Genomic DNA, 26,406 nt, shown 5'->3' on the forward strand with positions numbered 1-26,406 from the left:
ACAACGTCAACGAATACGAAGAATTATTCGTATTGACAGATATAACGTAAGTGTTATAATAAGAATACGAAGAATAGTTCATATTTTAGAGGGGGCTTTATTTTTATGAAAACAATCGATCAAGTAGATGAAAAACTGGCAAAATCATTGACGGCTGAAACAACCGACTTGCTTCCTTATCTTCCGTATCTTTTGCAAGATTTATGGGAACTTGGCAGCCAGCCCCAGAGCATTATTGACCTGATAAGCAAGAATATTCCCCTTGCCTCTAACACAACTATATTGGATTTGGCTTGCGGCAAGGGCGCTGTTAGCGTAAAGCTGGCAGAAGCTTTAAACGTAAATGTCAGAGGAGTGGACATCGTTCCTGAGTTCATTGAATTTGCTAAGAAAAAGGCAGAAGAACAAGGGGTAACTTCCTTGTGTTTGTTTGCGGTTGAGGACATCAATAAAACAATCAGTACTACTCAAAGCTATGATGGTGTCATTTTAGGTGCCGTCGGAGATGTATTAGGTTCGCCAAAAGTAACCCTAGAAAAGCTAAAAAGCGTTATTAAAACAGACGGATTTATCATTATAGACGATGCTTATTTAAAACCGGATGAAAATGAACAAAGCAATTACTCGGGCAATGAGTATCTAACCTATGCACAATGGCTCGATCTTTTTAAAGAAGTTGGATTAACCTTGGTAGATAGCGCCTCTACAGATGACATGGATGACGATATTAACGATTATAACACCAAATCTATTGTACGGCGAGCGAATGAATTAATAAAAAAGCATCCTGACAAAAAAGCCTTGTTTGAAGGCTATATAAAAAGCCAGGAGCTCGAATGTGATGACTTGGAAAATATCTTGACGGGTGTAACGTGGTTGCTCAGAAACAAGATATAGAAAGCCCACACTCGCATGTCCCCCATTCCAAAGGAATATATGCTTTATACTTGCAAGCCATTGGGCAAAGTTGAATACAATTAGACAAATCCCTGAGTAAATAGCAGACTCAGGGATTTGTTTGATATATACATGGCCGCTGTGACTACCGTCTCCAGCGCGAAGCCGTTCTTATCAAGACGCGTGGTATACATACCACACACGAAACAAACGCTTACGATCAGCTAAATAAATCAAACTGCCTAAAAGCTACTGACCAAACAACACCTTTGCCACTTTAGTATACATCTCGTCACGGTAACGGATAACATCCATGTCGCGCCCGTTTGAATAATCATAGAAACCGGCGCCATTTTTAACACCGAGCCGGTTCTCCTCAAAGTTCTCTTTAAGCTTGCTAAAGCAATCTTTTTCTGTTCCGAGATCTGCAAAAAGATAAGATGATATGTTGTGGAAAATATCTAGCCCACCAAGATCGGCAACCTCAAACGGGCCAAAGACGGCGTAGCGTGGACCAAGGCCATATTTCATGACCTTGTCAATGTCCTCGATGGACGCGATGTCCTGCTCATAGATATGTAGGCATTCACGCAATATGGCAAACTGAATACGGTTGAGAGCGAAACCAGGGGCATCGTTAATTCGAACAGGTTTTTTACCGAGGATTTCGCAGAACGTATAAACGGCGTCTGCTGTTTCAGGCGCAGTTTTTTCACCAGAAATCACCTCAACCAACGGAATAATATGCGGTGGATTGATCCAGTGCATACCCGCGAAGCGTTCAGGCCCTTCAATGACCTGCGCAATTTTTGTGATGCTTAGACCAGAAGTATTACTGACCAGAATGGTGTCTGGCTTTACGATTTTGGAGATTTCGCCCCAGAATTTATGCTTGACGTCAATTTTTTCTAGGATAGCCTCTACCAAAAAATCGACATCTTTAAACCCGTCGGTAGTTGTGCCGCATTGAATGCGCGCTAACAATGCCTCCGATTGCTCCTGAGTCAGGATATTTTCATTGACCTCAGTTTCCTGATTGAGGCGCATGATTTTTTTTGCCTTCTCGATAGCGTGCTCATAAATGTCGTAGAGATAAACGTCATACCCGTGCCGCGCGATGATTTGTGCAAGAGAAAAACCCATGGTACCTGCTCCAGCGATGCCAACCTTTTTGATTTCTGCCATGTATATGCTCCTCCTTTACTGTCTTTTTGTTGGTTTCCATTTTTTTCAATATAATTCTTATTGATAATATTACAAAAATATTTTCATATGTCAATAAAAATTAGAAAAATAAACAAACAAACAGAAATGGTAGAACTTTTTGGACACATATAGTAACTTGCTGTATGCGTTGAAAATAATAATTATGTAAATTTTTCCGTACATGTTGACTATTAGACAGGCTTGCGTTATGATGGAATTATCTGCTAATAAATGGTAATCATTTCAACAGGCATCACTGCAATATATAAAACAAAGGAGCCGACTATGGACGAAGCGCTATTGCTGGATACTCTCCTTAATGCTACCAACGAAGCAATTGTTATTGTGGATAAGGCTGGAATCATCACTGAGCTGAGCAAGGCGTATACGGAATTTTTGGGAATTAAAAAGGAAGATGCGCTAGGTCGGCATGTCACCGATGTTATTGAAAATACAAGAATGCACATAGTGATGAAAACAGGAAAGCCAGAAATTGCGGATGCCCAGCGTATCAAGAATCAGACCATGATTGCAACACGGATACCGATTTACAAAGATGGAAAAGTTGTTGGGGCATTTGGGCGCGTGTTATTCAAAAACACCAAGGAGCTATACTCACTGCATGATAGAATAATGGATATGGAAAGCCAGCTTTCGCTGTACCGAAGCAAGTATGGCAGAATTAACGAGGCCAAATATTCAGTGTACGACATCATCGGAGAAAGTCGCGAAATATCTAGCCTTAGAGAAACCATACAAAAAATTGCTGTCAGAAATTCCAATATATTGATTACCGGAGAAAGTGGCACCGGCAAAGAGCTGGTCGCACATGCAATTCACAATGCGAGCAGGCGGCGAAATGGTCCGATGATATGTGTCAATTGTGCTGCCATTCCGTCAGAACTGCTTGAATCGGAGTTGTTCGGCTATGAGGAAGGTGCCTTTACCGGCGCAAAAAAAGGCGGAAAGCCCGGACTACTTAAGGCGGCCAACGGCGGAACGCTGCTGCTTGACGAAATAGGCGATCTGTCTATGAGCATGCAAGTCAAGCTTTTGCGCACCATTCAGGATAAGGAAATTCGAAGGGTTGGTTCCTCGGTTGGGGAAGTCATCAACATCCGAATTATTTCCGCCACGAACAAAGATTTACACAAGATGGTTCAGGAAAACAGTTTTCGGGCGGACTTGTTTTATCGTTTGAATGTCATCAGCATACATATCCCGCCCATCCGCGATCGTAAAGAGGATATTCCCGAGTTGGTTGAACACTTTATGCAAAAAATTTCTGTCAGAGAAAATATTTCTCTGCGTGGTATTTCAGCGGGTGCGTTGGAACATTTTAAAACTTACGATTGGCCAGGCAATATACGCGAGTTAGAAAATGCGCTGGAGCGTGCCTCAAATTTTGTTGACGAAGACGGCATAATTAAGATAAAGCATCTGCAAAACAAGGTTTTGGGGACCGACTTCGGCTTTGAAAAAATGAATCTTAAAGATATTCTTGAAGATACCGAGCGTACAACAATCCTGCGTGCCATTTCAAAGCACAACGGGGTAAAAACTAACGCAGCCAACGAACTGGGAATAAGCCGAACTAGCCTTTATGAAAAAATGGTTAAATACAACATATCTCTGGATACTAAAGAACTATAATTACCGCAAAGTGTACACAAAGCATAACACTTTTTATTGTTTTTTTAGCAAGTGTTCGCTTTTCCTTACACGGCATTTAAAAAACTGTCTGCAACGCTTACATCGTGCGGACAGTTTTTTTGTTTTTTGTTTATAGTATGTACATAACATCATATTCTCAGGGTAAAATTGCACAAAAATTTGAGTTGGCATAGAATTTGCATATATCAATTTGTAAATACCCTAACCAATTACGTGGCATATGGGCATTAAAATTGAGGAGGCGATTCTATGCTAGAAAACAAAATTGCAATTGTTACTGGCGCGGCAAGCGGTATCGGTTATGCCGTGGCACATGCACTTACCCAGGAGGGTGCTAAGGTTGTAATGGCAGACGTCAACGAAGAAAAACTTAAAATTGCGGCGCAAGAGGTCGGGGGAGATTTTTCTGTTGCCGATTTAAGCAAGCGCAAAGACTGCAAGGCTTTGGTTGATTATACTCTTGAAAAGTACAGCAGGGTCGATATTCTTGTTAACATTGCCGGAATTCAAAATGTCGCTTCAATAGAAGATTTTCCTGAGGACAAATGGGACTTCATGATGTCGCTCATGCTGACAGCACCCTTTTTGCTTACAAAATATTGCTGGTCCTCAATGCGGCAGAACGAATGGGGACGGGTTATTAACCTGAATTCTATTCACGGTCTTGTTGCATCGGAGTTTAAATCGGCCTATGTTTCAGCAAAACACGGTCTGCTCGGGCTTACCAAAACTGCCGCGCTTGAGGGCGGTCCTTACGGGATTACGGTCAACTCCATTTGCCCTGCCTATGTTATGACACCGCTGGTTGAAGGGCAAATTACGGCACAGGCAAAAAACCACAATATTCCTGAGGAAAAGGTCATCAGCGATATTATGCTTGCGAAGGCGGCAATCAAGACTATGCTCAAGCCCGAAACTGTCGCATCTGTTGTCAAGTTCCTTTGCTCTGAAGACGCAGCTAATATTACAGGCATCGCACTTCCTATAGACGGGGGCTGGACAGCCAATTGACAAGGCATTTGCAATCATGCTGTTGTCGTGCTAAATAAAATAATTTAGCCTCGCCTTTGGTATACACTGCTCGGTTGGCTGACTCAGCGCAGTGTTACGCCTAAAATTAAATTTATTTTGTAGACAATATTGGTATTTTCGGTTTCGCTTGTGCTGTTGCTATAAGGTCTGTCAACGCAGCCGCATTAGTTGTGGAAGGACGATCTTGAGCGAAACCGCTTGCTCTGACAGTTATATCAGCCGGTTTATAAATGAATATTGATGGAGGTGCATCTTGTGAACGTTTCTATGATGGGCATTTTTATCGGGCTTGTCTTACTGATGTTTCTTGCATACAAAGGCCATTCTATTGTTTGGGTTGCGCCTGTTTGCGCCGCTCTTGTGGCTGTTCTCAGCGGAATGAGTATTTTGGATACATATGTAGGAAATTACATGGAAGGTCTGGCAGGCTATGTTAAAACATGGTTTCCTGCATTCTTTCTTGGTGCCGTTTATGGCAAGGTTATGGATATTACAGGCTCGGCGCGTTCTTTGGCCGAGAAACTCGTCAGTATTATCGGCGCACAGCGCGCAGTTGCTGCTGTGGTTTTACCCTGCCTTTTGATGACCTACGGCGGAATCTCATTGTTTGTGGTCGTTTTCGTTATTTATCCGATGGGATATGCCATTTACCGGGCGGCAAACCTGCCCAGAACACTGCTTCCGGGCGCTATTGCATATGGTGCGTTTGGCATCACCATGACAGCTGTTCCCGGAACGCCACAGATTCAGAACCTTATTCCCATGAACTTTTACGGAACGACACCCATGGCCGCCCCGACAATGTCCATTGCGGCAATTATTATTGTCGGAGTTCCCGGATATCTTTATCTTGAGTGGCGTGCGCGCAAAAGCCGTGAAAAAGGTTTGGTCTTTGTGGAAGATCCCAAACATATTGAATCGGCGCAGAATCAGAACCTGCCGTCCTGGCATTGGCTTGCTGGTTTGCTCCCCATTGTCACCGTCATCGTGACACTTAACGTATTTGAATGGCATATTGTCATGGCGTTGCTATCCGGCATTATCGTTTGCTGTCTCATCAATTTTGCGCAGTTCAAAATTCTTCTCCCCGCTATCAGCGCGGGCGCAAACGGTTCTCTCACGGCAATCATGAACACCTCCTGCGCAGTTGGCTTCGGCTCTGTCGTCAAGGCGGTTCCCGGCTTTACGGCTCTGACGGGCATCATGCTCAACATGCCGGGCAGCATCCTCTTCTCACAAGCGGTTGCCGTTAACGTTTTGGCAGGTGCAACCGGATCAGCTTCCGGCGGTATGTCCATCGCGCTCAGTGCGCTTGCACCGCAGTATCTGGAAAAGGCCATGGCAATTGGTCTTAACCCCGAATATCTGCACCGTATTGCTTCGCTCTCCTCGGGCGGTCTTGATACGCTTCCTCACAACGGCGCCGTTTTAACCCTGCTGGCAGTTTCAAATTGCACGCATAAAGAATCTTATCTGGATATATGCGTCACCACCTGCATTATACCGGTTATCGGCTCGTTGCTGCTCGCGCTAATTTGGGGCCTCATAATTTAACAGTGCTTCTAAGCTTGAATACACCAAGAAAGGGAGGAAGAAAAATTGAGTAAAAAACTTGTTACCGCTACTGAAGCGGTATCGGAAATTCATGACGGCGCAACTGTCATGATAAGCGGATTTCTAGGTACAGGAACACCAGAAATTTTGATAGATGCATTGGTCGCGAAGGGTGTGCGTCACCTCACAGTTATTGCTAATGATGGCGGTCTTCCTGCAAAAGAAGGTACAACCGCGCGCGGAATCGGAAAACTGCTTGAGCGCGGAATGATCGATCATATTATAGCATCTCACGTCGGCATGAACCCGCTGATTGGTCAGGGGATCAATAATGGTACATTAAATTGCACGCTGGTTCCGCAAGGCAGTCTGGCGGAGAAAATACGTGCAGGCGGCGCAGGTCTGGGCGGCGTACTGACGCCAACCGGTGTTGGAACCATTGTAGCCGAAGGAAAGCAGGTTATCAGTATTGATGGTAAGGACTACCTGCTCGAAAAACCGCTGAAGGCAGATTTTGCGTTAATTAGAGCGTCTATATGTGATGAGTATGGTAATTATAGCTGCGCCTTGGCAACCAAGAACTTTAACTATGTCATGGCAATGGCAGCACAGACTGTCATTTTAGCCTCTGAAAAAGTTGTTGGCGTAGGCGAATTGCCACCGGATACCTTTACAATGTCAGGCATTTTTGTGGATTCTATAGTTGGAGGTGAAAAGCCGTGGCAGATTTAAAGGCAAGAATAGCAGCAAGAACCGCTAAAGAGTTTAAAGATGGTGATGTTATAAACCTGGGAATAGGGCTTCCAACTTTAGTTGCCAATTATATTCCTGAAGATGTAAACATTATTTTGCATTCCGAAAACGGATTTGTAGGCCTTTCCTCTTCTGCAGAGCCAGGCAAAGAAAATGTTGATGTCATCAACTCCGGTGGCAGCTATGTGACCTATGTACCCGAGGTCAATTTCTTTGACACCGCTATGAGCTTTTCTATCGTCAGGGGCGGACATCTTGATGCTACTGTTCTTGGCGCTATGGAAGTCGACGAGCATGGCAATCTGGCTAACTGGATTGTTCCGGGCAAAATAGTGGCTGGCATGGGCGGTGCAATGGACCTTGTTGTAGGCGCAAAGAAGGTCATCATTTCAATGCTGCACACACAAAAGGGCGCACATAAAATCCTTAAAAAATGCACACTGCCCTATACGGCGCTGGGCGTCGTTAAGCTAATTATCACCGAGATGGGCGTTATAGAAGTAACGCCGAAGGGGCTGCTGCTAACTGAGCTACATCCCGATTACACTTTGGATGAAATTCGCGCCGCCACTGGCTGCGAACTGAAGATCAGTCCCGATCTCAAGATAATGGAAGAAGCTTAAAGCTTCATTCTAATTCATATAACGGCAGGGGTAACGTCAAGGCAGGCAACAATCAGTTGCTTGCCTTGACATTTTTATTAGCTTTATAAAATCTCGTCAGACGCTTGTCGGTCGATACTTTCCCCTGTTTGCTGTCCGCAAAAGACGCGCAACAAAATATGCCTTCCTATATATATCAAATTAATGAAATTATATTCACGTCCAATATCTAATGATATTAGACTAAGTTTGAAGAATATTATGCTGCAGGCGATGGCATATCTGGACTCGGTACGCGATTCACGATTTATTCCGTGAGCTTAGTATAAAAACAAATGGTAATGGTACATTCGGGTTATCAGCGCAGACACCGGTGGCAGAACATAAAAATTTGCGTCCTTGGCCATAACCATAATTTGGAGGGGTGGTTCCTCTAAAATCAATATAGCTAACTACTTGATGAATATAGAAAACAGTTGAAATAAATAATCGGCATATATTTTGTAAATAAGCATGTTATAACCCTGCTAAAACACAAAAAGCCGAGGCAACTATCTGGTATCAGTTGCCTCGGCTTTTTTTAACAATCGCACATCACCATAAAATTGGTGATTTTCATTTTATTTTGGATATCAAGCGCATAAGGTTTCGCATCGTCAACTGCATATTGTCGTGCGAAAGAAACTTTGATTCTGAAAATGGCATGGGTCTACGATTAATGCTAAATATGGCAGTGACGCCGGCATTATAAGCCGCTTCCGCGCCATCGGCGATATCACCCACAACCGCAACAACGGGGACATTTTGCTTTTGGCAACGCTTTGCAACGCCCACCACAACCTTGCCGCGTAGGCTTTGGCCGTCAATTCGGCCCTCTCCGGTCAGCACCAGATCAGCCTCTTGCAACAGCTCATCAAAGCCGACCGTATCCAGCACGGTATCAATACCCATTTGCAGCTTGGAGCCTAAAAGCCCTACCATGCCGCCACCCATACCGCCTGCAGCTCCCGCCCCGGGAAGATTCAGGATATCAGCGCCGATATCGCGCTTTAATATGGCTGCAAAGTGCGAAAGGCCCTCGTCAAGCAACCGGACTGTTGTAATGTCCGCCCCCTTCTGCGGTCCAAACACAGCAGCGGCACCATTCTCACCGCAAAGCGGATTGTCAATATCGCACATGGTCACAAAAGTAACGCCTTCTAGGCAAGGAGCTCGCCCGCTCACATCAATCTTCGCAATATCTTTTAGCGTATCGCCCACGGGAACAAAACTTTTGTCCTGTTCATTAAAAAAGCGCACCCCAAGAGCTGCTGCACAGCCCGCGCCGCCGTCGTTGGTGGCGCTACCGCCAAGTCCAACGATAATTCTTTTGGCACCGTCCTTTACGGCAGCTTCAATGAGCTGACCTACGCCGTAGGTTGTGGTTTTTTCTGCGTGCCGGTTTTCACCCACAAGGGGCAGGCCTGCCGCTGCCGCCATCTCTACAACCGCCAGCTCATTGCTCAGCTTTCCGTAAAAAGCCTCCATATCCTCGCCATAAGGGCCTTTTACGGTAACCCATTTCTTTTCGCCGCCGACAGCAGCCAGAAAAGCGTCTACGCTACCCTCGCCGCCATCCGCCACCGGTATGGCACATATCTTTGCATCAGGAAACACTGTGGCGATTTCCGCCTGCATCATACCACATATCTCGGTTGAAGAAAGCGTCCCCTTAAAGGAATCTGGAACCAAAATGAACTTTTTCATGCTGTCACCCTTTATTTGTTTACAATGTTTGTGGGACTACCCGCCAAAAACTGTTTAAGGTTGTCCACCGCAATATCCATCAAGCGCTGACGGCTTTCCCTAGGTGCCCATGAGATATGGGGCGTGATAATGCAGTTTTTGGCCTTGAGCAGAGGGTTATCTCCCTTGATCGGCTCAGTCGAAACAACGTCCAAGCCTGCCGCATAAACCTTGCCACTGTTGAGAGCGTCTGCCAGATCCTGCTCGACAATCAGTGGCCCGCGGGAGTTATTGAGTATGATAACACCATCTTTCATCTTGTCAATGTTCTTTTTGCAAATAATGCCCTGCGTAGACGGAAACAACGGACAATGTACAGCAATCACATCTGAAGTCTTGAGCAGTGCGTCAAGCGTAACATATTCCGCAATATCTTTACCGGTCTCATTGGGATATTCATCAAAGGCGACAATCTTCATTCCCATGGCCTTTGCAATGCGTCCGGTCGTCTGACCAATTCTACCAAAACCAATAATGCCCATCGTCTTCCCTGCCAGCTCAATGAGCGGATAATCCCAGAAACACCAGTCGGGGTTCTTTTCCCACCGTCCGGCGTGGACAGCGTCAGAATGATGTGCAACATGGTGGCAAATTTCTAGCAACATAGCAATAGCAAACTGTCCGACCGCATCGGTGCCATAGGTGGGTATATTGCAAACAGGAATACCCATACCCTTTGCACAAGCCACATCCACGACATTATAACCAGTCGCCAGTACGCCAATAAATTGAATGTTCTGGCAGGCATCTAGCACCTGTTTTGAAAGAGGCGTTTTATTTGTGTAAACAATTTCGGCATCCCCGATCCGCGCAATAATTTCATTTTCGTCCGTTAAAGAAGTGCGGTCATAAACCTTAAGTACACCAAGCTTCTCAAACCCTTCCCAGCTGATGTCACCGGGATTTAGTGTATATCCGTCCAATACGACTATTTTCATGGTTCAAACTCCTTTCAACAATGCGTGGGCACCGCATTTATGTAGCGCTCATGCGGCAATTAAAATCAGCGTAAATAAAGATTTCCGTTGTTTAAAATGAACCCCGGCACTGTCGCTTTTCTCAATAAGTTTGAAACGACAGTCCTGTCACATTCTCCGAGGCATATAGGAACACACCAACCTGCGGGGTAATAGACCGAAGGGCAGCGTGGTAATTAAAGAGTACAACAAAGATGCCAACGAAACAACCGCCGGCAGAAGTATGGGCACAAGGATATAATAGCGGCTGTGGCATCCATAAACATCCGACAAAATAAGATCAGGAACATGACGACAATCTAATTAATTCAACGACCTTTTCAAACATGTCCCCGTTTGAAAAGGCAATATTCAAAACTTCTGAAGTACTCTGTCCTGCTTAATCTTGGTACATTTTTCGCGATTGGAGTTCCGCCGCTGGATTTTAATCTGAATATCAGGTTTTGAAAGGTTTCCGCTGCACCTCACCCTATCACTACTTATGTGCGTTTAGGTCTATTAAGTATCCACAGACAAATCGCTTTTGATTATTTTACAAATACATAATATCACAGATGTGGTGTATCATTCTATGTCCTTGCAAAATTTTATATTTGCCCTAAAGCGCGACCATGAGTTTAAGGCGATATTATCAACCGCATCTCCCGCTCGTTGTCAGCGTAACGACGCAAGAAGGCTTTTCTCAATGCCGGTCAATTATTACTCTTTTTAATGATAACCATTTATTGCTGCTTATGTGACTTAATCACATGACATACTGATTCCAATGTGGTATTATAACCATAATATCACACCGAGGAGGTAGACTATTATGATTGATAATAGAGTTAATAACAATTATGAGTCTAGTGACATTGCTTGCTCTGCCGAATTTAGTGCTTATGGCTGCAAAGAGTCAGTGGATGATAACGAATAATAACACCATAACTTAAGCACCTGCGATGAGCAGGTGCTTTTTTGTTAAATTCTCACTTATCGCTGCTGGGCAGATAATAACTCGTTCCTATAGCCTTTTTAAAATATGATACTAATGTTTTTGCAATTTCAACGCATTGAAAAATTTTCACTATTATGTTATTATTGTTGGATATTATTTCCATAAGAAAGGAAGTTATAAAGTAATGAAAAAACTATTATTGTTAGCGCTTTTAGTCTCACTTATTATTCTTGCACTTCCAACTTCTGTAATAGCTGCAGACCCACCAGAACCTTTTGATTTTTCAAAGTTACTCACCGAGGAGGGCGATGTTCTTATAGGATCTTCACCCGCTGTTTTTACACTGACAGGTGGCTTTTGCTTTACTGCCGATGACCTTTCATCGCTAGACGGTATTCTTTCCACAGCTACATTAAATGGCATACCCGTCTTTTTGTTAGACAGCCCCACGAGGCCAACAACAATATTACCTGCCGCCCAGACAAGTGAGCACAATAAAACAATTTACTATATACCTAGTTCGACAGATCATTTAGTGGGTTACGATAGTTATAGTACTTTCTCTTTTGATATCCGCCGCACAGAAAGCTCCGATACAATTGGCTATGCTATTTATTCGGGTGGTACATATAAATGTAATGAAAACTATTGTGACATGTACTTATATATCAGCTCGAATAATGCCGTGTATCCTATAATAGTTGCAGTCTCCGACGCGGACGGTGCCCCCGAAGTGGCTTGGAGCAAGCATTGGCCAACAAACAATGAAGAACTTACCGTTTTTTTACAAGAAAAACTAGATACCAATAACAACTATACTTTTTACATCACGCCTACCTTTGGTAAAAAGAGTTCATCGCACAAAAACTTGCTCTATCTTCCCATTACCGCTAATGCGGGTAAAGGCGGCAGCATTACCGAACCAGGTGAAAAGCTCTTTAGACCCGGCGATATCAACCAAAAATACACCATCACCGCCGACGAAGGCTACACCATCTACTATGTTCAGGTGGACGGAAAGGCTGTTCCCAATAGCATCAACTGCGGCGATACAGCCGCCTTCACCTTTGACGCCATCTATGGCACCAGAAGCATAAACGCTGTCTTTAAAAAGAAATAAAGGTCTCTTCATCTAAAACTGAACGTTTAAATAACTGGAGGTAGTGAAAATGAGACCAAAAGAAGTTTTGCTATTGTTTATTGACTCTTTTAATGAGGCCGATGCCGAAGCATTATCATTACTCTATGCAGAAGACGCCATCAACTACCAAGTAGCAAATGAACCGGTACGCGGTCGTGAAAATATTAAAAAATTCTTTAAGGATGAATTTGAACAAGCCAAGATGGTTTGTATCGTGGAAAATATTTTTGAGGATGGGCAGTGGGCAATTATGGAATGGCGTGATCCCCTGGGGCTTCGAGGTTGCGGATTTTTTCAGGTTGTGAATGATAAAATTGTTTTCCAACGTGGCTATTGGGATAAGCTTTCTTTTCTTAGGCAGCATGGATTGCCGATTGAATAACACGTTATGAGAATAACGCAAGCAAATAAATTACGATTTCTGAGCCGTATGACTGGCAATATCCTGAAAGGGAAATCATATTATGTAACAATGTATTTTTTGAAAGGTAGTGTTACATATGTCCTCATGCCCCTCAGGATTTTTATATACCGTCCGACCTGGCGACTCTTTATGGCAGATCGCGCAACGTTTTCATACATCCATACCGGAAATCGTGTTATTAAATCCCGAACTTGATATAAATAATCTGTCTATCGGGCAAACGCTCTGCATTCCTCAGGAATACAACCCCTATAAGACGCCCATGCAACCTGTTCCCTTTTGCATCAGCACGACAGAACAGACACTCAGCAACCACCTGAGAATGTTGTGGGAACAGCATGTTTATTGGACGAGACTGCTCATTCTCAGCATGGCTTTTGAATTACCGAATACGGACCCCGTCGCCAATCGTCTCCTGCGTAACCCCAAAGATTTCGAAGCGGCTCTGAAACGATTCTATGGAGAGGACCTTGCAGCAAAATTTTCAGAGTTATTTACAAGTCATCTTACAATTGCCGTCGAGCTTGTTAAATCTGCAAAAGCGGGCGACAGTACCGCAGCGGCCGACACAGAGAAACGATGGTACGCAAACGCAACTCAAATTGCAACTTTCCTTGGTAAAATCAATCCGTATTGGTCTGCTCAGGCGTGGCAGAAAATATTATATGACCACCTTGCCATGACAAAATCTGAAGCTGTCTATTTCTTAACCCAAAAATATGCAGACACGATCAATGTGTTTGAAAAAATTGAACAGGAAGCATTAATAATGGCCGATATGATGACTCAGGGTATTGTAAAGCAGTTTCCAAAATATTTCATATGAGAAAGACGGTAAATCAACACGTTTTTCACTCAGTAATTGGCACTACATTCTCGCAAATAGAAAAGCTAAAAAAGGCGGTTAAAACCGATAAATGTAGTCACTCATGAAAAAAAGCGCTTCGGAATTACATTCCAAAGCGCTTTTTTATGTGCTTTCTGCTCATATAGAATATCATAACTCTTACCTTCAGTCTTTATCCAGACTTGAACTATCACTTCGTATTATGCTCATAATCTATATGATAACTTTTTATTTATTTATCTTCTCGTAATTGTTTTCGTCAAACTGATAAACAATTCCTCCATTAGGAGCTATTATGTTCATTTTTTGAAAATAGGGTTCTCTTTGCATATTAGAACCTGCTACAAAATGAGTTACCAAATATTCGTGAGTAAATCCCAAACTATCTACAGCCACAACATTGGAAGTAAGGATTTGTCCATCATTTATAGAAAATTTATCGTCAATATCAAGCGTAAATGTTTCACTTAATCCATTCTCTTTTTCTGAAATTACATCTGTTTCTTTTATGATTTTATCATTCACTTTAATCACATATTTTATATCAACAAAGGAATTATTCTCCTGTAACGGTTTACAACTTATATTAAGTTTTCCTTTTGCACGATATTCATTTGATCTATAAGAAGATTCCCCAGAAAAACCAGCATAAAAATAGGGAAATACTTGCTCTTTTATGCTTGATACCCGCAACCCCATATGCTCTTCGATGTTTTTTACGCCATTATCCTCCATAATAATCTTTGGAGAAATGCTATCCGATATTTCAAAATTTTTAATTGTGGAATACTGCACTCCTGATTTCTCAAGTCGGATAATCTCTCCGTTAAAATCAAGAAATACAGACATAGTTTCTGTTACTGTCTTTGGCTCTACCATAAATGTAATAGGTACAGTGAGAGTACCAATATCCAGTTTTCCTACTTTTGTCCAGGACTTATGAATTAAGCTTGCCTGTGCCTCTAATTTTTGATCTACCTTTTGATAGATAGAGTTAATTTGATTATCTAACCGATTTTCAACAGAATTAATTATATTATTGGTGTTTTCAACCCTGCTTTGCAATAAATTTATCTTTACTAAGGAATAAAACTGAAAAACTATCAGTACAGCAATTAAAATACATTCTATCTGTTTTTTCATTCCCTCTTTATCCTCCCGTATATTATATAAAAAACTTGATTAAAGCAACCCCATAAGAGTAAACACAATAATTCCAAAACTTATGCAAGCCAAAACTGTATATCTTGATGCAGAGTCATCATTTGAAACTTTGATTGCTTTTATCAAAAATGCAGGAAATGCCACGCCCATAATAATACTGATTAATTTGAAGGCAAATATCATCGTCTCATCCTTTCTGTTATATAAATGGTTTCATCTTAAGTTTATCATAAATAAAACAAAAAATCATGTATGAGTTCAAAAGCTCATACATGATTTTTTATGGTGCGGTAGATGGGACTTGAACTCTAAAAAAACAAACACATTAAAAACACCGACACTGGTTTTTAGCTTATCCAAGCCGTTTTTCGCATTATAAAAATGCTATAAAATTATCATAATGTAGATCGAACAAAAAAAGTGTGGTCAAAAAAATAATGAAAACTGAATGCGAAACTTTTAATTTCAACCTGCTATTAGATTACTAACCGTTAGAGCTTGGTAATTGCGGAATCTAAACATTAAACGAAGTTCGTAAGTCCTAAATCAGTGTCACTGAGCTCAAACCTACGACTGAGTTACTGTGCTTGCCATTAATACAACTTAATATTTTCTGGATTTTATTTAGTCTCTTTCTCTATGTATAAAGCTCTTATTGTGCTCAAGTGTTAAACACATCAAAGGATCCACGGAAGCTGCATTCAATCAAAGCTTCCTTTTGGCTATCGTATTTTTTACTATCATGGTAATCTGATTTATCAGAAAGATAGTTGCCTTTTACAAAAATGTACAGTCCATCTACGCCCCCATCGTTTCCGCCATCTACTAACACAAAATCATTAAATGCCATAATATAATCCGCCTCTCCATTAAGCTCCGATTTCAAATGAATGGGAAGGCAAAGGGAATTTTCTTTAAATACTCCTTGCTTCTTTCTCTCCGGTGTGTTATGGTTTAAAGCAATAAATGAAATGCGAAGAAGGAAACTAGTAGAACAGAATCCGCCCTTCAGAGAGCATCCGGTCGGTGTAAGGATGCAGACGGACTGTTTGAATACATTCCCGAGCAGCTGCCTGAATAGAGCGAGTAGGGTAAGCCGGGTACGCCCGATACAGCGTTGCGTGTGTGTTTGCACACAAAGAGGAGCATTTCGCGAGAACTGCTCAAACCAGAGGTGGTACCACGATGAATCATCGTCCTCTGTCCCGGCCCAGGGACAGAGGACGATGTTTTATTTTTGAATGATTTGAAAAGGAGCTATTAAAATGGAACAGAAGGAACATGGATTTCGAAGTCGATGGGGCATCATTCTTGCCTCTGTCGGTTCGGCGGTAGGCATGGCAAATGTGTGGGGGTTCCCCAACAAGCTGGGGAGCAACGGCGGAGGCGCTTTTTTGCTCGTCTATCTGTTTTTCGTTTTTGTGTTCAGCTATGTCGGACTGCCCGCAGAGTTTGCAATCGGACGGCGTGCAAAAACCGGTACACTGGGATCTTACGAAAACGCATGGAAAACCAGAGATGAACGAGCCGGAAAGGCCGGCGGCCTTTTGGCCTGGCTTCCTCTGGCCGGTTCCATGTGTATCGCCATCGGCTATGCCGTTATCGTCTCTTACATTTTAAAGGCACTGTATGACTCGCTGACCGGTACGCTGATGTCCGTGGACACGGGCGCCTGGTTTGAGTCGTTCTCCCTCTCTACCTATTCCGTAGTCCCTTTCCATATCATCGTCGTATTCGGCACCCTGCTGACGCTGCTGCTTGGAGCAAAGAGTATTGAAAAAACCAATAAAATCATGATGCCCGCCTTCTTCATTATTTTCGTTATCCTGGCAATTCGGGTGGCAATGCTCCCCAATGTTCTGGAAGGATACCTCTTTCTCCTGATTCCCCGCTGGGAAGCTTTGAAAGATCCGATGGTGTGGATATGGGCAATGGGGCAGGCATTTTTCTCTCTTTCCATTACCGGAAGCGGCATGATTGTTTATGGTGCTTATTTGGACGACCACGAGGACGTCGTCTCCATTGCCCGTCACACCGCTTTTTTAGATACCATTGCAGCGTTGGTTGCAACGCTTGTGATTATCCCTGCGTGTTTTTCCTACGGCGTGGATGTAGGGGCAGGCCCCAGCCTGCTATTTGTCACCCTGCCCACGATTTTACAGGACGTTCCCTTCGGGCAGTGTTTTGCCGTGATTCTTTACATTGCAATGATTCTCGCAGGGATCAGTTCTCTGCAAAATATGTTTGAAGCCGTTGCGGAATCCCTGCTGCACCGGTTTCCAAAGCTGGGGCGCAAAGTCGCGCTGGGAATTCTCTGTCTGATCTGTCTGGGTGTAGGTCTCAATATGGAGGCCATCTTCCAATGGGGGCCCTGGATGGATCTGGTGTCGATCTATATCATTCCCATCGGCGCAACCCTCGGTTCAATTTCCTGGTTCTGGATCATGAGGAAAGAGGATCTGATGGCAGAAATCAACAGGGGCAGTTCTGTCCAGCGCGGTGACGGCTGGTATCGGACGGGCCGCTACCTCTATGTTCCCTTCGCCATCATCCTCTGCTGCGTCGCACTGTTTATGAAGGTGGCCTTTTGACGTCCACCGCATTGGAAAACCACGTCGGCGCGAGCCGCTTTTCTACCGTGTTTTTTCCAGCTCTTTGTCTGTTAATTTTTGAGGCAGCAATAAGTAGTTTTATTCTGCTGAATTACCTGTTCTGGTACTAATTTACAAGCCCAAGGGTATCCCTTGGGCTTGCCCTGTATAAACATTAAGCGAAATTCAGCGATTCTCTCAACTATAAGATCATATCAATAATGCGCAATTGATAAAAAAATCATTATGAATCTATGTGTTATTTCTTATTGATCTCATCTTGATTACATAGAAAGTAAACCTGAAGAAAAGTATGTGATAATTGAACAGTAGCGAAAAGCTTCAACTGAATGATAAGAAGGTTGGCGCTAGGGATTGTTCCTTTCGAACACTATTTTCAGTCACTGATTAAAATATATAAAACATTAATTACTGAAGGTGATAAATGTGCGAGAACTCAATCCGCAAAAAGTGTTTGTACAATATCGTGACAGCGTTAATCCTTATGAGCCGGTTGTAGGCAGAAAATATACTATTACTCATTCTGACATTACAGCGGAGCTATTTGTATTTGTTGCTGATAATTATGCTGATGATCAAGTTACCAGCATTCATGATGATGTAAAAATAGGTTGGGAGCAAACCGAAAGAGGACTTTTTTTAATAGGCTCAGTTCTTATAGATGGAGCAGGTATATTAGGTAATCCTGGAGTTAGGAATAGAATTTTTTATTCTGAAATGCCAACAGCCCTAAAAGCATTGAGACAGGCTGATAGATTCTTATTCCAAAAATATCCCAATATTGATAGCACGCCTGTGCTAATCCACTTTGTTTCAGAAAACCCTACATATGATAAGACTTATAATTTTGGACCTATCGGTAGATACACCCTAATTTAATATTTATTTCAAGCCACTTATGACAATAATACCAATATATATACTTGTATTTGAATTGCAAGGTCTTAAAATTAAAAGATGTGGTCTTAGGTGGTATATGAAAAAGAAAGTTGCGATTATAGGTAGCGGAATAGGTGGATTATGTACTGGAATTAGGCTGTTAAATGAGGGCTTTGATGTAGATATCTATGAAAAGCAAAAATTCGCCGGGGGAGTAACAGGAACAAACCCAAAAGGTGGATTCAGATTTGATACAACAGCTTCTATAGCGCTTGATCCATTAGAATATGATACTGTTTTTAAAGATTGTGGATTAAACCCTAGACAATATTTTAGCTTTATTGATCTAGATGTTCTTTATACCGTATTCTTTGAACATGGCAAGACGTGGCAAGTTAATAGAAGCGCCAATACCCAAAAAGAGAACTTTCTAAATTTTTTTGGTGAGCCTTTTAAAAATTATGCTACTTTTACTAATAAACTTTATAAAAAGTATCTTGTAGCAGATAAGTTTTTTTTAACTCAATCTTTTTGTGATGTTAAAAGCATAGTTAATAGCCAAACACTAATAGCAGCATTAAAGCTAAAACCTTATAAAAGTGCCTATAGTGAAATTTCCAACTACGTTAACAATCAAAATCTTCGTAATTTTCTCGCCTTTTTAAGCTTCTATATGGGCATCTCACCGTATAAGCTCATTAACATTTATGCATCTGTCCCAGCACTCACCCAAGTAAGGGGAATTAAGCATATAAAGGGTGGAATGTCACAATATACAAAGGCACTAATTATGGCTTTTAAAGACTTGGGTGGTAGGCTTTTTTGTGATATGCCCATCAAAGAAATAGCTATAAAAGACAGCATGGCCTATGGAGTTAAAACAAATGAAAAATTCGTGCCATATGACCTTGTAGTTTCTAATGTAGACTATTGCTACTCCATTTCAAACCTTATTAAGGATGAAACCATATCAAAGAGATATAATCCAAGGGTAACTAAAAGCGTAAAAACGTCCTGCTCGGTCTTTATTTTAAGACTTGTATTATTAAAAAAACTAGAAAACTTCAGCGTTCACAATATCTATATAGGCAATGATTTTAAAAAGGAAATAGATCGCATATTTAGTGGATTACTACCACGAAATCCACCTATATATTTTTATTATCCATCTTCCATTGACCAAAGCTTTGTTGTTAATGGAAGTGGTTCTATTAATATTATGGTTAGGGTACCAAATCTTAAAGACGATAACCCTAAATGGGATAACGAGACCATAGAATCATTAAAAAACCTACTAAAGTCAAAATTGTCCGAAATATCTGGTATTAGTGATATTGAAAATGTAATTGTTTATGAGGATGTTTTCACACCCATAGATTTGCAAGAAAGATACAACTGCTATTTAGGGGCGGCCTTTGGGTTAGGACATACAATTTTGCAGAGCATCTTTTTTAGACCTCAGGTTTATAATAGAAAAGTAGAAAACCTATATTTTGTGGGATCATCAATCCATCCAGGTAATGGTGTAACAATGGTTATGAAATGCGCGAAAACAGCCGCAGAGAAAATTACAAAAAATACAAGTAATTAAAATATTAAATTTATTTTAAATGTAAGCAAAGAGTTTATAAGTCTCATTTATTCTTATTTGGTATAATCGCCAATGTATATTGACCTAAGGGGGTACGGACAAAATCCTGGGCCAAAATGTAGTCACAGGAGGTTGTCCGCCCCCCTAGGGGTGCGCCCTAATGCTGCCCGCTTATTATCCTTGCTGAATAAGGGAATGGCGCTACGGGCGGCATGGGCGGCATTTCATTAAAAATATTTTAACTATTTTTCGGATGCAGATATATTTGAATATGGGTATGATCACGTAATAATGCCTTATATAAATAACAGCTATCTTATAATGCTCCAATATAATTATCTGAGATTTAAAATATTCAAACAGACTAATTATCTTATCAATCCGGTATTCAGGCAATCACTTAAAATATCGCATTGAGAGTATATAGCACTATAAAATATAAACCCGCATTATAACGCCATTATTATGATATTTTAATCTATATCAGAAACTATTTATAAATAATAGAAAAACGACCCTCAAGAAAGACTTGAGGATCGTTCTGGTGCCGCTGAAGCGTGATTAGTGGCCTACTCAACCATACTTTAAATGCTGATATGAGTTAGTATACAGGGTTGTATTATAGATAGTTTTGTAAAAATGCCGCCCATGCCGCCCGTAGCGCCCATTGCCTTGTTCAGCAAGGATATAAAGACGGGCAGCATTTGGGCGGCAATCTAAACTGTTCAGGTAATATCAATAATGGGAAATTCAATTAGTGTTATTATTTCTAGTTGGTGATGCAATATGCTCAAGTCGTAGAACCTCATTGCCATTTTCACTTATCCAAACATAGGGGGAGGCACTACTGGGAACACAATGGAGCAGTTGTCTCCACGCTGATGATGGAACCAGTTGACTATTACCAAAGCGAACCCTAATCTTGCCACCGACCCGATTGAAAAGGTTGATTCCACCATGAAAGATTGATGTATCTTTTGTCTCATCAATAGAGCCTTCCTTAGCAAGCAATCCAAAGTTCCCTAAACACCAATCAAAATGATTGTCACGATATGAATTAAAAATTGAGCACACCTTTGCTGTTTCTAAAAATACAGCCCCATCCTCATATCCCCAAGGGTACCAGACATATGCGGAAAGTGGCATTTTACCTGTAGGAAGCTTTTGAAACACAATTTTTGAGAGTTGTGTTTTATCAAGCCCTAATGCCATTTGCCATGTTTTTCTTTGGTATATAAAATCGCGTTTATATCTGGATTAAGCGCAGGTATTCTTATATCTCCTGTTTCGATATACTCGTCGTCAACATATTTTTCAGTGGCAGAAAATCTTGAGATGAACCTCCTAATTTTATTTGCATTTTGTGATTCTCTATCATGCTCTTCAGTTAAAGAAAGAAAGTTTTCAAAAATGCTTGAGTCATCGGGGCTCCCTGAGTCTGGAAGATCATAGTTAGGAGATTCTGCACTACAGTAGACTAAATTTGGATCATTGAATCTATAGTCTACAGGAATATTGAAGTTTCCTGTAATCCACAACTCTTGCGTAGCAAGTTCTTTCTCAAACAGCATCTTCATCTTATCGGGTTTTCTACTATATTGTAGTTTGAGCAGCAATTGCATATTGCGTATAGATGTTTGAAATAACTGTCCGCTTCGGGCTGATAAGCAGTTTCAATTTCCTTGGATTCATGATCTATGATAGTCATCCATTGTGGGGTGAGCATTTGTTTGAAAAAGGCATCTGAGTTTGACTCGGATTTTAGAGATTGATGCGAAACTCATTATTCCAAGAGTGCAATTCCCAGAAATTATCAAGACCGCTACGTACGGCTGCTTTCGTGATGTTATTACGAATGTCATAAGCATAGTGATTGTTGGATATTTCTGCGATTTTAGATTGCCGGTAAAGTCGAGACCCTATTTCACGCCATTGCGAAGGATCATTTATTGATATACTTTCGAAACATTCCGATAGACCCTGCATGGCGTATTCTTTATCGCCGATATAACCAACAACATCCCATTTGATTTTAGCTGTAAATTTTTGCATCATTTCCGGTTCCACAAGCTCCCCATATCGCCGGAATGTGTTATGCATTTCAGCTTTATTTTCCACTAAACTTATTGTGCTACAATTATCACCGTACAAAGCAAGGATGTACTCTTCATTATATAGAACACTGTAAAATATTACAAGTTTCCAACTCTTAAAACCCTACCAAAATACGGCTATAATTTACACTTGAAATTATAAAAGGTTACGCTTATGAACGCCGCGGGGATTGCTGTATCTCTACCGCAAGTGTGATTTACAACGCATTAGAATGCCCACTTGATGAATTCTATACCAAAGAAAAAACCGGGGAGTGATCCTCGGTTTTTTGTAAGAGCACCCCCGAATCGTCGAGGGTGCTCTTTGGTTAACTATACTAATGGATATTATCGATATATTGCTGCATCTGTGCTGCCTGGTGTGCTTCGGACTCCGCATACTGCTTAAAAAAGCTCTGAATGTTTTTATCATTTGACTTTTCAGAATACATCATAAAGTCCCGCACGCGCTCTTGTGTATCAACCAACGTCTTTTTTAGATAATCCTGCGTGTTGAGTTCCATGCCAAGGCCCCCTTTTGTTTGATAATAATAGTTTTACCGACGAGAGGACTTGTATGCTTGCGCATGATTAAATTCAGGTTAGTTCTGCAAATTTTTACAAATACAGAATACCACAGATTTGAGTGAATTAAAGTGCTGTGTTTTTGATGCCCATTGCAATCAAGGCCGCACCATGCAAAGTTATCGTCCACCGACGATCATAGTTCATCATTTCAGCAACATCGTCCCACGACAGTGAATCTATGTATCTGTACTCAAGCAGGTTCCGAAGCCACCCGTCCTCCACCGTATCAATTGCCGCCTGAATGCTGCGCCGCATCTCGGTGGCATCCGTCAGCCGGTCGTACAGCAAGGCCTTAATCTAGGCAATATTATCAACCGCGACCTGTACTTTGTCGCCATCAGTTCCATGCGCTGGTGCCAGGCTATAACTGGCCGTTACTTTCTCAGCTCGTGATTCCCAGCGGGAAATTTCCTCTTCGAGGCGCTTTATCTCTCGTTCATTATCTCCGTAGCGACGCAGGAAAGCTTTCTTTTCAATGTTGGTCAAACAGATTCCTCCTTCTGTGTCCTATATTTCACACATATACTCCTATCGCCATAATCTGTACTGTGTCCACTTTTCTTTGCTTTTTAAATAAGCTAAAAGGAGTGATCATTATGTACTTGTGGCCTTTGCTCTTGTTAGGCCTCTTCGGCTGCTCTAACGGATGCGGATGCGGTTGTAGATGCTGCAATCGATACTGGTATTAAATATAGCCTCTTGGGCTTGCTGTAAAAGCAGGCCCTTTTGTTTATGAGATAAACGTTCATTTATCAAAAATTAAATTTAAAAAATGTTGATAATTTTATGAAAAAACGGTAGAATTAACCAAAGGATTTTTGGTAAAAAATGAAATGAGGTTTTGCAATAGTTGAATTTGACTGGAGGAAACAATATGAAAAAAATTTTTAGTGTAATACTAAGCGTAGCATTGCTGTTTAGTTTGGTCATCATTTCCAACGCAAAGCCATCAGGCCCTCCGCTTATTACAAAAGGTTTTTCAACCGAGGGAATTATAGGGGCAATAGCATTTGAAGATAGCGAATACGCCCAGACGGTGGTTTTCGTGGATCAAGAAAAGAGCGTCGCTATGCCTACAGCAATTTGTCCCGCTGAATATGGCTCGGAAGTGATGGTGGTTCTTGCTACTGAAGGAGAAAGTGGCATCGAAGGCTTTAACCTTGACATGATACGAAATATTAAGGTAAAGGCTAATTGGGAAGAGGGCGGTGACCTTGTGGAATCTGTTTGGGTTACCCTTATAGGTGTTGACAGAGACGGTAACAGACTATATGACCCCGTCATAAAGATTAAACTAAAAGACAGCGAAAGCACCAGTGAAGCAGACGTTATCGGAACTATTACCCTTAACAAAAGAACGGGTGAAGCGGCATACCACATAAAAGATGCCGAGGTACCGGTGCAGTTTTCGGTAGACTATTTCCAAAGCTACCGCAACAGCCGCATGGTTACACAGGATCTGATCATTAAAGAAGATACACAATTTCTCTCTCCCGGCGACCCTTATCTGCTTAAGTTTGACTACGACGACAAAGTAGAATTCAGCTTTGGTTCCGATCCGAACGAAGGCACCTTCACGGTGGATGTTTCTGGCCAGGGCAAGCTGCTGCTGCTGTATGATACCACGCCCAATTCGGCTGTTGAGGCCGCCAACCCCACTGCCAACATGGTTTTTATTGGCTTTAACAATACCGCTTTCAACCGCACAGGAGAATTTTTCTACGAGACTGAAACCGGCAAATATATTTACGAACTTGTTGACGGTATGCCGGTAGAAATTCTGGGTGCTGTGTATGATGAGTCTTACGAAGGCTTCCGTTTCCGTACCCGCACATTGGGCCGTTATGTCATCTCGGATATTCCGTTAGTTTCTCCTGACCCAGAGGTGGCCAAGGCAGCGACACTTTCGGGCACCGAGCTATATAACCCCGTGGCGCGTGTATTCTCACGCCGATAATTGATATTTCGGATTAAGCCTGCACATAGGCTTTACCATATTTATATCCGGCGCCATTAACCTAAAACGCTATCCGGAATGGCATTTCTTAAAAGGACTGCCATGTTATGGATGGCGTTTTTTAGTTCTGTGCGCCTGATAAACTGTTATTTAGCGGCGTTTTGAACCCCCAGCGCCACAAGATTATCCGTGTCTTGCAAATCGCAGGCGCACCGCCCGGCATCGGGGTGCCCCCGCCAGTGACCACATGCCTTACAACTTTTCTCCTACGGCAAAGCCTGCATCAGCCTCTGCTAACACTGTGGTTTCTTCCGAGAGGCGTAGTATTTCGGTTAGCTTGTCAGCGTTCATTTTGCACCTCCAATGCAGGTTCGGCGGCTTCGCGGGTGAGAAATAAGCTTTTCCCGAACTCGCTTATTGGGCATGAGCCCGACACGCCAGATCTAGCATATTCTACTTGCCATCCTTCCATATATCTTCATCTTCATAGTCTTCGCCCATCATTGCGCCATTTCGAAATCCTATTACTGCATTCATAGTTGGGCGTTTAAAATCTATGTCGTATATGAAATCGCCAATCTTACACGGCAGCACCACGCACCGCCCGTCGCGCTCGGCCTCGCATAACTCGGTGAGGCGTGGGTTTTCAATGTCCTCTGTGGCCTCTATCCGCGCATTTCCGTCCTGTTCCTGCTGTTCCAACCATTCATTAGCGGAGGATTCAGCCAAATCGCAAAACGCCTCTGCATAGGCTTCTTCGGCTGCCCGTTTCGCAGATGCGGTTGTTGGAAACGCGACGAGGCGGCGGCTTTTCTCTGCCTCACAGATAAAAGCAAGGCGTTCAAGCGGTATGCCCTTGATTATGTCGTGTATGGTCATGCTGTCACGTCCTTTCTGTTGTTTGTTGCGTCAGCAGAATATTAGCCAACTGTTTTATGCTAAAATATTTGTCTTGACAATACTGGACAACCCGGGTATACTTAACGAGTGTTCTAAATGTACGAATTGATCGCCGCGGGTTGTAAGTCAATTTTCGTTTGACTTATTTCACCCGTGGTTTTTATTTTTGTTGTAGGATAACTTTTTTCAGGAGGTACTTTATGAATAAAGGTACTGTCAAGTGGTTCAACGAGGGCAAAGGATTTGGGTTTATCGCCAACGACGAAGGCGGCGAGGATGTTTTTGTTCACTTCTCTGCCATTCAAAGCAACGGTTTTAAATCGCTAGTCGAGGGGCAGAAGGTTTTCTTTGATACCGAACCCGACCCCAAGGATTCCCGCAAGCTGCGCGCCGTTAACGTTCGTGTAGCTTAACCCTCGCTACACAATCCGCTTCTTCACAGGAGCGGATTTGTGTGGGGTATATAATTATAAATTGAGGAAGGAGAATTAAGCGTGTTTCTAAATATTGGCGACATAGATGTAGATGATTTGATCTACGAAGACGAAGTCCCTTATGTAAGTGAGAGATAGTCAAAAGGAAGAGACCCGGGGCAGTTGCTGGCCCTGGATTTTTTTTGCCTATTTTTCCCCTGCTTTTTTCATATTTGCGTCCTTTCTGTCGGCAATCCGTCGATAAACTGTTATTTGTCGTCACATTAGCAATTGCCGAACTTTTAAACAGGGGTAGAATTCTCCAGCGACATTTGAGATAATAAAATAAAATGTTTATTTTAGACGAAGGAGAATTTTAG

Annotated in this window: 26 protein-coding genes and 1 other annotated feature; of the genes, 14 read left to right on the top strand and 12 right to left on the bottom strand. The window is 42.1% G+C overall.

Going from position 1 to position 26,406, the window contains the following annotated elements:
* Positions 1-105: 105 nt before the first annotated feature.
* Positions 106-897: a methyltransferase domain-containing protein gene (locus RBH76_03625; protein WMJ84530.1), complete on the top strand. Its 792-nt coding sequence runs from the start codon at positions 106-108 to the stop codon at positions 895-897.
* Between the two features lie 249 nt (positions 898-1,146).
* On the opposite strand, the gene RBH76_03630 is transcribed toward RBH76_03625, so the two are convergent.
* Entirely contained in the window at positions 1,147-2,082 is a 936-nt protein-coding gene (locus RBH76_03630) for a 3-hydroxyacyl-CoA dehydrogenase family protein (GenBank protein ID WMJ84531.1), read from the bottom strand.
* A 306-nt stretch (positions 2,083-2,388) separates the two neighbouring features.
* On the opposite strand from RBH76_03630, the gene RBH76_03635 reads away from it, so the two are divergent.
* From RBH76_03635 to RBH76_03655, 5 genes are all read left to right on the top strand, one after another.
* A complete protein-coding gene (locus tag RBH76_03635) occupies positions 2,389-3,756 on the top strand; it encodes a sigma 54-interacting transcriptional regulator (protein ID WMJ84532.1) in 1,368 nt (455 codons plus the stop codon).
* A gap of 270 nt (positions 3,757-4,026) precedes the next feature.
* Positions 4,027-4,788 (top strand): 3-hydroxybutyrate dehydrogenase, encoded by a 762-nt coding sequence (locus RBH76_03640; GenBank protein WMJ84533.1) that lies wholly within the window; start codon positions 4,027-4,029, stop codon positions 4,786-4,788.
* Positions 4,789-5,064: 276 nt separating this feature from the next.
* Positions 5,065-6,363, top strand: a complete 1,299-nt coding sequence (locus RBH76_03645) for a GntP family permease (GenBank protein WMJ84534.1) — start codon at positions 5,065-5,067, stop codon at positions 6,361-6,363.
* Positions 6,364-6,471: 108 nt separating this feature from the next.
* The gene (locus tag RBH76_03650; GenBank protein WMJ85192.1) at positions 6,472-7,095 is read left to right on the top strand and encodes a 3-oxoacid CoA-transferase subunit A; all 624 of its coding nucleotides are present in this window, start codon (positions 6,472-6,474) and stop codon (positions 7,093-7,095) included.
* Positions 7,083-7,739 carry a 3-oxoacid CoA-transferase subunit B gene (locus RBH76_03655; GenBank protein ID WMJ84535.1) on the top strand — a complete coding sequence of 219 codons (657 nt, stop codon included), beginning with the start codon at positions 7,083-7,085 and terminating at the stop codon, positions 7,737-7,739. Before RBH76_03650 ends, RBH76_03655 begins: the two co-directional genes overlap by 13 nt.
* 594 nt (positions 7,740-8,333) lie before the next feature.
* Here RBH76_03655 and RBH76_03660 read toward each other — a convergent pair.
* Both RBH76_03660 and RBH76_03665 read right to left on the bottom strand, forming a co-directional pair.
* Positions 8,334-9,464, bottom strand: a complete 1,131-nt coding sequence (locus RBH76_03660) for a glycerate kinase (GenBank protein ID WMJ84536.1) — start codon at positions 9,462-9,464, stop codon at positions 8,334-8,336.
* An 11-nt stretch (positions 9,465-9,475) separates the two neighbouring features.
* Positions 9,476-10,441 carry a D-2-hydroxyacid dehydrogenase gene (locus RBH76_03665; protein ID WMJ84537.1) on the bottom strand — a complete coding sequence of 322 codons (966 nt, stop codon included), beginning with the start codon at positions 10,439-10,441 and terminating at the stop codon, positions 9,476-9,478.
* A gap of 1,160 nt (positions 10,442-11,601) precedes the next feature.
* Between RBH76_03665 and RBH76_03670 the strand changes: the two genes are divergently transcribed.
* From RBH76_03670 to RBH76_03680, 3 genes are all read left to right on the top strand, one after another.
* The gene (locus tag RBH76_03670) at positions 11,602-12,537 is read left to right on the top strand and encodes a hypothetical protein (protein ID WMJ84538.1); all 936 of its coding nucleotides are present in this window, start codon (positions 11,602-11,604) and stop codon (positions 12,535-12,537) included.
* A gap of 49 nt (positions 12,538-12,586) precedes the next feature.
* Positions 12,587-12,940, top strand: coding sequence for a nuclear transport factor 2 family protein (locus RBH76_03675; GenBank protein WMJ84539.1), 354 nt, complete (start codon positions 12,587-12,589; stop codon positions 12,938-12,940).
* 118 nt (positions 12,941-13,058) lie between these two features.
* On the top strand, positions 13,059-13,808 hold the full coding sequence (locus tag RBH76_03680) for a LysM peptidoglycan-binding domain-containing protein (protein ID WMJ84540.1): 750 nt from the start codon (positions 13,059-13,061) through the stop codon (positions 13,806-13,808).
* Between the two features lie 249 nt (positions 13,809-14,057).
* Here the strand turns inward: RBH76_03680 and RBH76_03685 are convergent, their stop codons facing one another.
* Both RBH76_03685 and RBH76_03690 read right to left on the bottom strand, forming a co-directional pair.
* Positions 14,058-14,972: a hypothetical protein gene (locus RBH76_03685; GenBank protein WMJ84541.1), complete on the bottom strand. Its 915-nt coding sequence runs from the start codon at positions 14,970-14,972 to the stop codon at positions 14,058-14,060.
* Positions 14,973-15,654: 682 nt separating this feature from the next.
* A complete protein-coding gene (locus RBH76_03690; protein ID WMJ84542.1) occupies positions 15,655-15,843 on the bottom strand; it encodes a hypothetical protein in 189 nt (62 codons plus the stop codon).
* Between the two features lie 117 nt (positions 15,844-15,960).
* Positions 15,961-16,197, top strand: a binding site (T-box leader).
* Between the two features lie 61 nt (positions 16,198-16,258).
* Between RBH76_03690 and RBH76_03695 the strand changes: the two genes are divergently transcribed.
* The 3 genes from RBH76_03695 to crtI all read left to right on the top strand — a co-directional run bounded on the left by RBH76_03695 (position 16,259) and on the right by crtI (position 20,075).
* On the top strand, positions 16,259-17,584 hold the full coding sequence (locus RBH76_03695; GenBank protein ID WMJ84543.1) for a sodium-dependent transporter: 1,326 nt from the start codon (positions 16,259-16,261) through the stop codon (positions 17,582-17,584).
* 447 nt (positions 17,585-18,031) lie between these two features.
* On the top strand, positions 18,032-18,484 hold the full coding sequence (locus RBH76_03700) for a staygreen family protein (GenBank protein ID WMJ84544.1): 453 nt from the start codon (positions 18,032-18,034) through the stop codon (positions 18,482-18,484).
* Between the two features lie 97 nt (positions 18,485-18,581).
* Positions 18,582-20,075 (top strand): phytoene desaturase family protein, encoded by a 1,494-nt coding sequence (gene crtI / locus RBH76_03705; protein WMJ84545.1) that lies wholly within the window; start codon positions 18,582-18,584, stop codon positions 20,073-20,075.
* 750 nt (positions 20,076-20,825) lie between these two features.
* Here crtI and RBH76_03710 read toward each other — a convergent pair.
* The 6 genes from RBH76_03710 to RBH76_03735 form a co-directional block, all read right to left on the bottom strand.
* The gene (locus RBH76_03710; protein ID WMJ84546.1) at positions 20,826-21,287 is read right to left on the bottom strand and encodes a hypothetical protein; all 462 of its coding nucleotides are present in this window, start codon (positions 21,285-21,287) and stop codon (positions 20,826-20,828) included.
* A complete protein-coding gene (locus RBH76_03715) occupies positions 21,278-21,652 on the bottom strand; it encodes a hypothetical protein (GenBank protein ID WMJ84547.1) in 375 nt (124 codons plus the stop codon). Before RBH76_03715 ends, RBH76_03710 begins: the two co-directional genes overlap by 10 nt.
* A 184-nt stretch (positions 21,653-21,836) precedes the next feature.
* Positions 21,837-22,142, bottom strand: a complete 306-nt coding sequence (locus RBH76_03720) for a hypothetical protein (protein WMJ84548.1) — start codon at positions 22,140-22,142, stop codon at positions 21,837-21,839.
* Positions 22,143-22,506: 364 nt separating this feature from the next.
* The gene (locus RBH76_03725) at positions 22,507-22,692 is read right to left on the bottom strand and encodes a hypothetical protein (GenBank protein ID WMJ84549.1); all 186 of its coding nucleotides are present in this window, start codon (positions 22,690-22,692) and stop codon (positions 22,507-22,509) included.
* Positions 22,693-22,819: 127 nt separating this feature from the next.
* Positions 22,820-23,011 carry a hypothetical protein gene (locus tag RBH76_03730; GenBank protein WMJ84550.1) on the bottom strand — a complete coding sequence of 64 codons (192 nt, stop codon included), beginning with the start codon at positions 23,009-23,011 and terminating at the stop codon, positions 22,820-22,822.
* A gap of 42 nt (positions 23,012-23,053) precedes the next feature.
* Positions 23,054-23,242 carry a hypothetical protein gene (locus RBH76_03735; GenBank protein WMJ84551.1) on the bottom strand — a complete coding sequence of 63 codons (189 nt, stop codon included), beginning with the start codon at positions 23,240-23,242 and terminating at the stop codon, positions 23,054-23,056.
* A gap of 388 nt (positions 23,243-23,630) precedes the next feature.
* Here RBH76_03735 and RBH76_03740 point away from each other — a divergent pair, with 388 nt between their 5' ends.
* Positions 23,631-24,713 (top strand): hypothetical protein, encoded by a 1,083-nt coding sequence (locus tag RBH76_03740; GenBank protein WMJ84552.1) that lies wholly within the window; start codon positions 23,631-23,633, stop codon positions 24,711-24,713.
* A gap of 453 nt (positions 24,714-25,166) precedes the next feature.
* On the opposite strand, the gene RBH76_03745 is transcribed toward RBH76_03740, so the two are convergent.
* The gene (locus RBH76_03745) at positions 25,167-25,592 is read right to left on the bottom strand and encodes a hypothetical protein (GenBank protein WMJ84553.1); all 426 of its coding nucleotides are present in this window, start codon (positions 25,590-25,592) and stop codon (positions 25,167-25,169) included.
* A 221-nt stretch (positions 25,593-25,813) separates the two neighbouring features.
* Here RBH76_03745 and RBH76_03750 point away from each other — a divergent pair, with 221 nt between their 5' ends.
* Complete coding sequence (locus RBH76_03750) at positions 25,814-26,026, top strand: cold-shock protein (GenBank protein WMJ84554.1); 213 nt, start codon at positions 25,814-25,816, stop codon at positions 26,024-26,026.
* The last annotated feature ends 380 nt before the right edge of the window (positions 26,027-26,406 follow it).

The organism is Oscillospiraceae bacterium MB24-C1 (assembly GCA_030913685.1).
Taxonomy (GTDB): Bacteria; Bacillota; Clostridia; order Oscillospirales; family Ruminococcaceae; genus Yanshouia.

What these genes read in the sequence shown, in the direction of transcription:
- RBH76_03635 (WMJ84532.1), top strand. Translation starts at nt 2,389, where the DNA reads ATGGACGAAGCGCTATTGCTGGATACTCTCCTTAATGCTACCAACGAA.
- RBH76_03710 (WMJ84546.1), bottom strand. Translation starts at nt 21,287, where the DNA reads ATGGCATTAGGGCTTGATAAAACACAACTCTCAAAAATTGTGTTTCAA.
- RBH76_03685 (WMJ84541.1), bottom strand. Translation starts at nt 14,972, where the DNA reads ATGAAAAAACAGATAGAATGTATTTTAATTGCTGTACTGATAGTTTTT.
- RBH76_03640 (WMJ84533.1), top strand. Translation starts at nt 4,027, where the DNA reads ATGCTAGAAAACAAAATTGCAATTGTTACTGGCGCGGCAAGCGGTATC.
- RBH76_03630 (WMJ84531.1), bottom strand. Translation starts at nt 2,082, where the DNA reads ATGGCAGAAATCAAAAAGGTTGGCATCGCTGGAGCAGGTACCATGGGT.
- RBH76_03695 (WMJ84543.1), top strand. Translation starts at nt 16,259, where the DNA reads ATGGAACAGAAGGAACATGGATTTCGAAGTCGATGGGGCATCATTCTT.
- RBH76_03670 (WMJ84538.1), top strand. Translation starts at nt 11,602, where the DNA reads ATGAAAAAACTATTATTGTTAGCGCTTTTAGTCTCACTTATTATTCTT.
- RBH76_03660 (WMJ84536.1), bottom strand. Translation starts at nt 9,464, where the DNA reads ATGAAAAAGTTCATTTTGGTTCCAGATTCCTTTAAGGGGACGCTTTCT.
- RBH76_03675 (WMJ84539.1), top strand. Translation starts at nt 12,587, where the DNA reads ATGAGACCAAAAGAAGTTTTGCTATTGTTTATTGACTCTTTTAATGAG.
- RBH76_03750 (WMJ84554.1), top strand. Translation starts at nt 25,814, where the DNA reads ATGAATAAAGGTACTGTCAAGTGGTTCAACGAGGGCAAAGGATTTGGG.
- RBH76_03740 (WMJ84552.1), top strand. Translation starts at nt 23,631, where the DNA reads ATGAAAAAAATTTTTAGTGTAATACTAAGCGTAGCATTGCTGTTTAGT.
- RBH76_03665 (WMJ84537.1), bottom strand. Translation starts at nt 10,441, where the DNA reads ATGAAAATAGTCGTATTGGACGGATATACACTAAATCCCGGTGACATC.
- RBH76_03725 (WMJ84549.1), bottom strand. Translation starts at nt 22,692, where the DNA reads ATGGAACTCAACACGCAGGATTATCTAAAAAAGACGTTGGTTGATACA.
- RBH76_03680 (WMJ84540.1), top strand. Translation starts at nt 13,059, where the DNA reads ATGTCCTCATGCCCCTCAGGATTTTTATATACCGTCCGACCTGGCGAC.
- RBH76_03715 (WMJ84547.1), bottom strand. Translation starts at nt 21,652, where the DNA reads ATGAAGATGCTGTTTGAGAAAGAACTTGCTACGCAAGAGTTGTGGATT.
- RBH76_03625 (WMJ84530.1), top strand. Translation starts at nt 106, where the DNA reads ATGAAAACAATCGATCAAGTAGATGAAAAACTGGCAAAATCATTGACG.
- RBH76_03745 (WMJ84553.1), bottom strand. Translation starts at nt 25,592, where the DNA reads ATGACCATACACGACATAATCAAGGGCATACCGCTTGAACGCCTTGCT.
- RBH76_03730 (WMJ84550.1), bottom strand. Translation starts at nt 23,011, where the DNA reads ATGCGGCGCAGCATTCAGGCGGCAATTGATACGGTGGAGGACGGGTGG.
- RBH76_03650 (WMJ85192.1), top strand. Translation starts at nt 6,472, where the DNA reads ATGATAAGCGGATTTCTAGGTACAGGAACACCAGAAATTTTGATAGAT.
- crtI (WMJ84545.1), top strand. Translation starts at nt 18,582, where the DNA reads ATGAAAAAGAAAGTTGCGATTATAGGTAGCGGAATAGGTGGATTATGT.
- RBH76_03690 (WMJ84542.1), bottom strand. Translation starts at nt 15,843, where the DNA reads ATGGCATTTAATGATTTTGTGTTAGTAGATGGCGGAAACGATGGGGGC.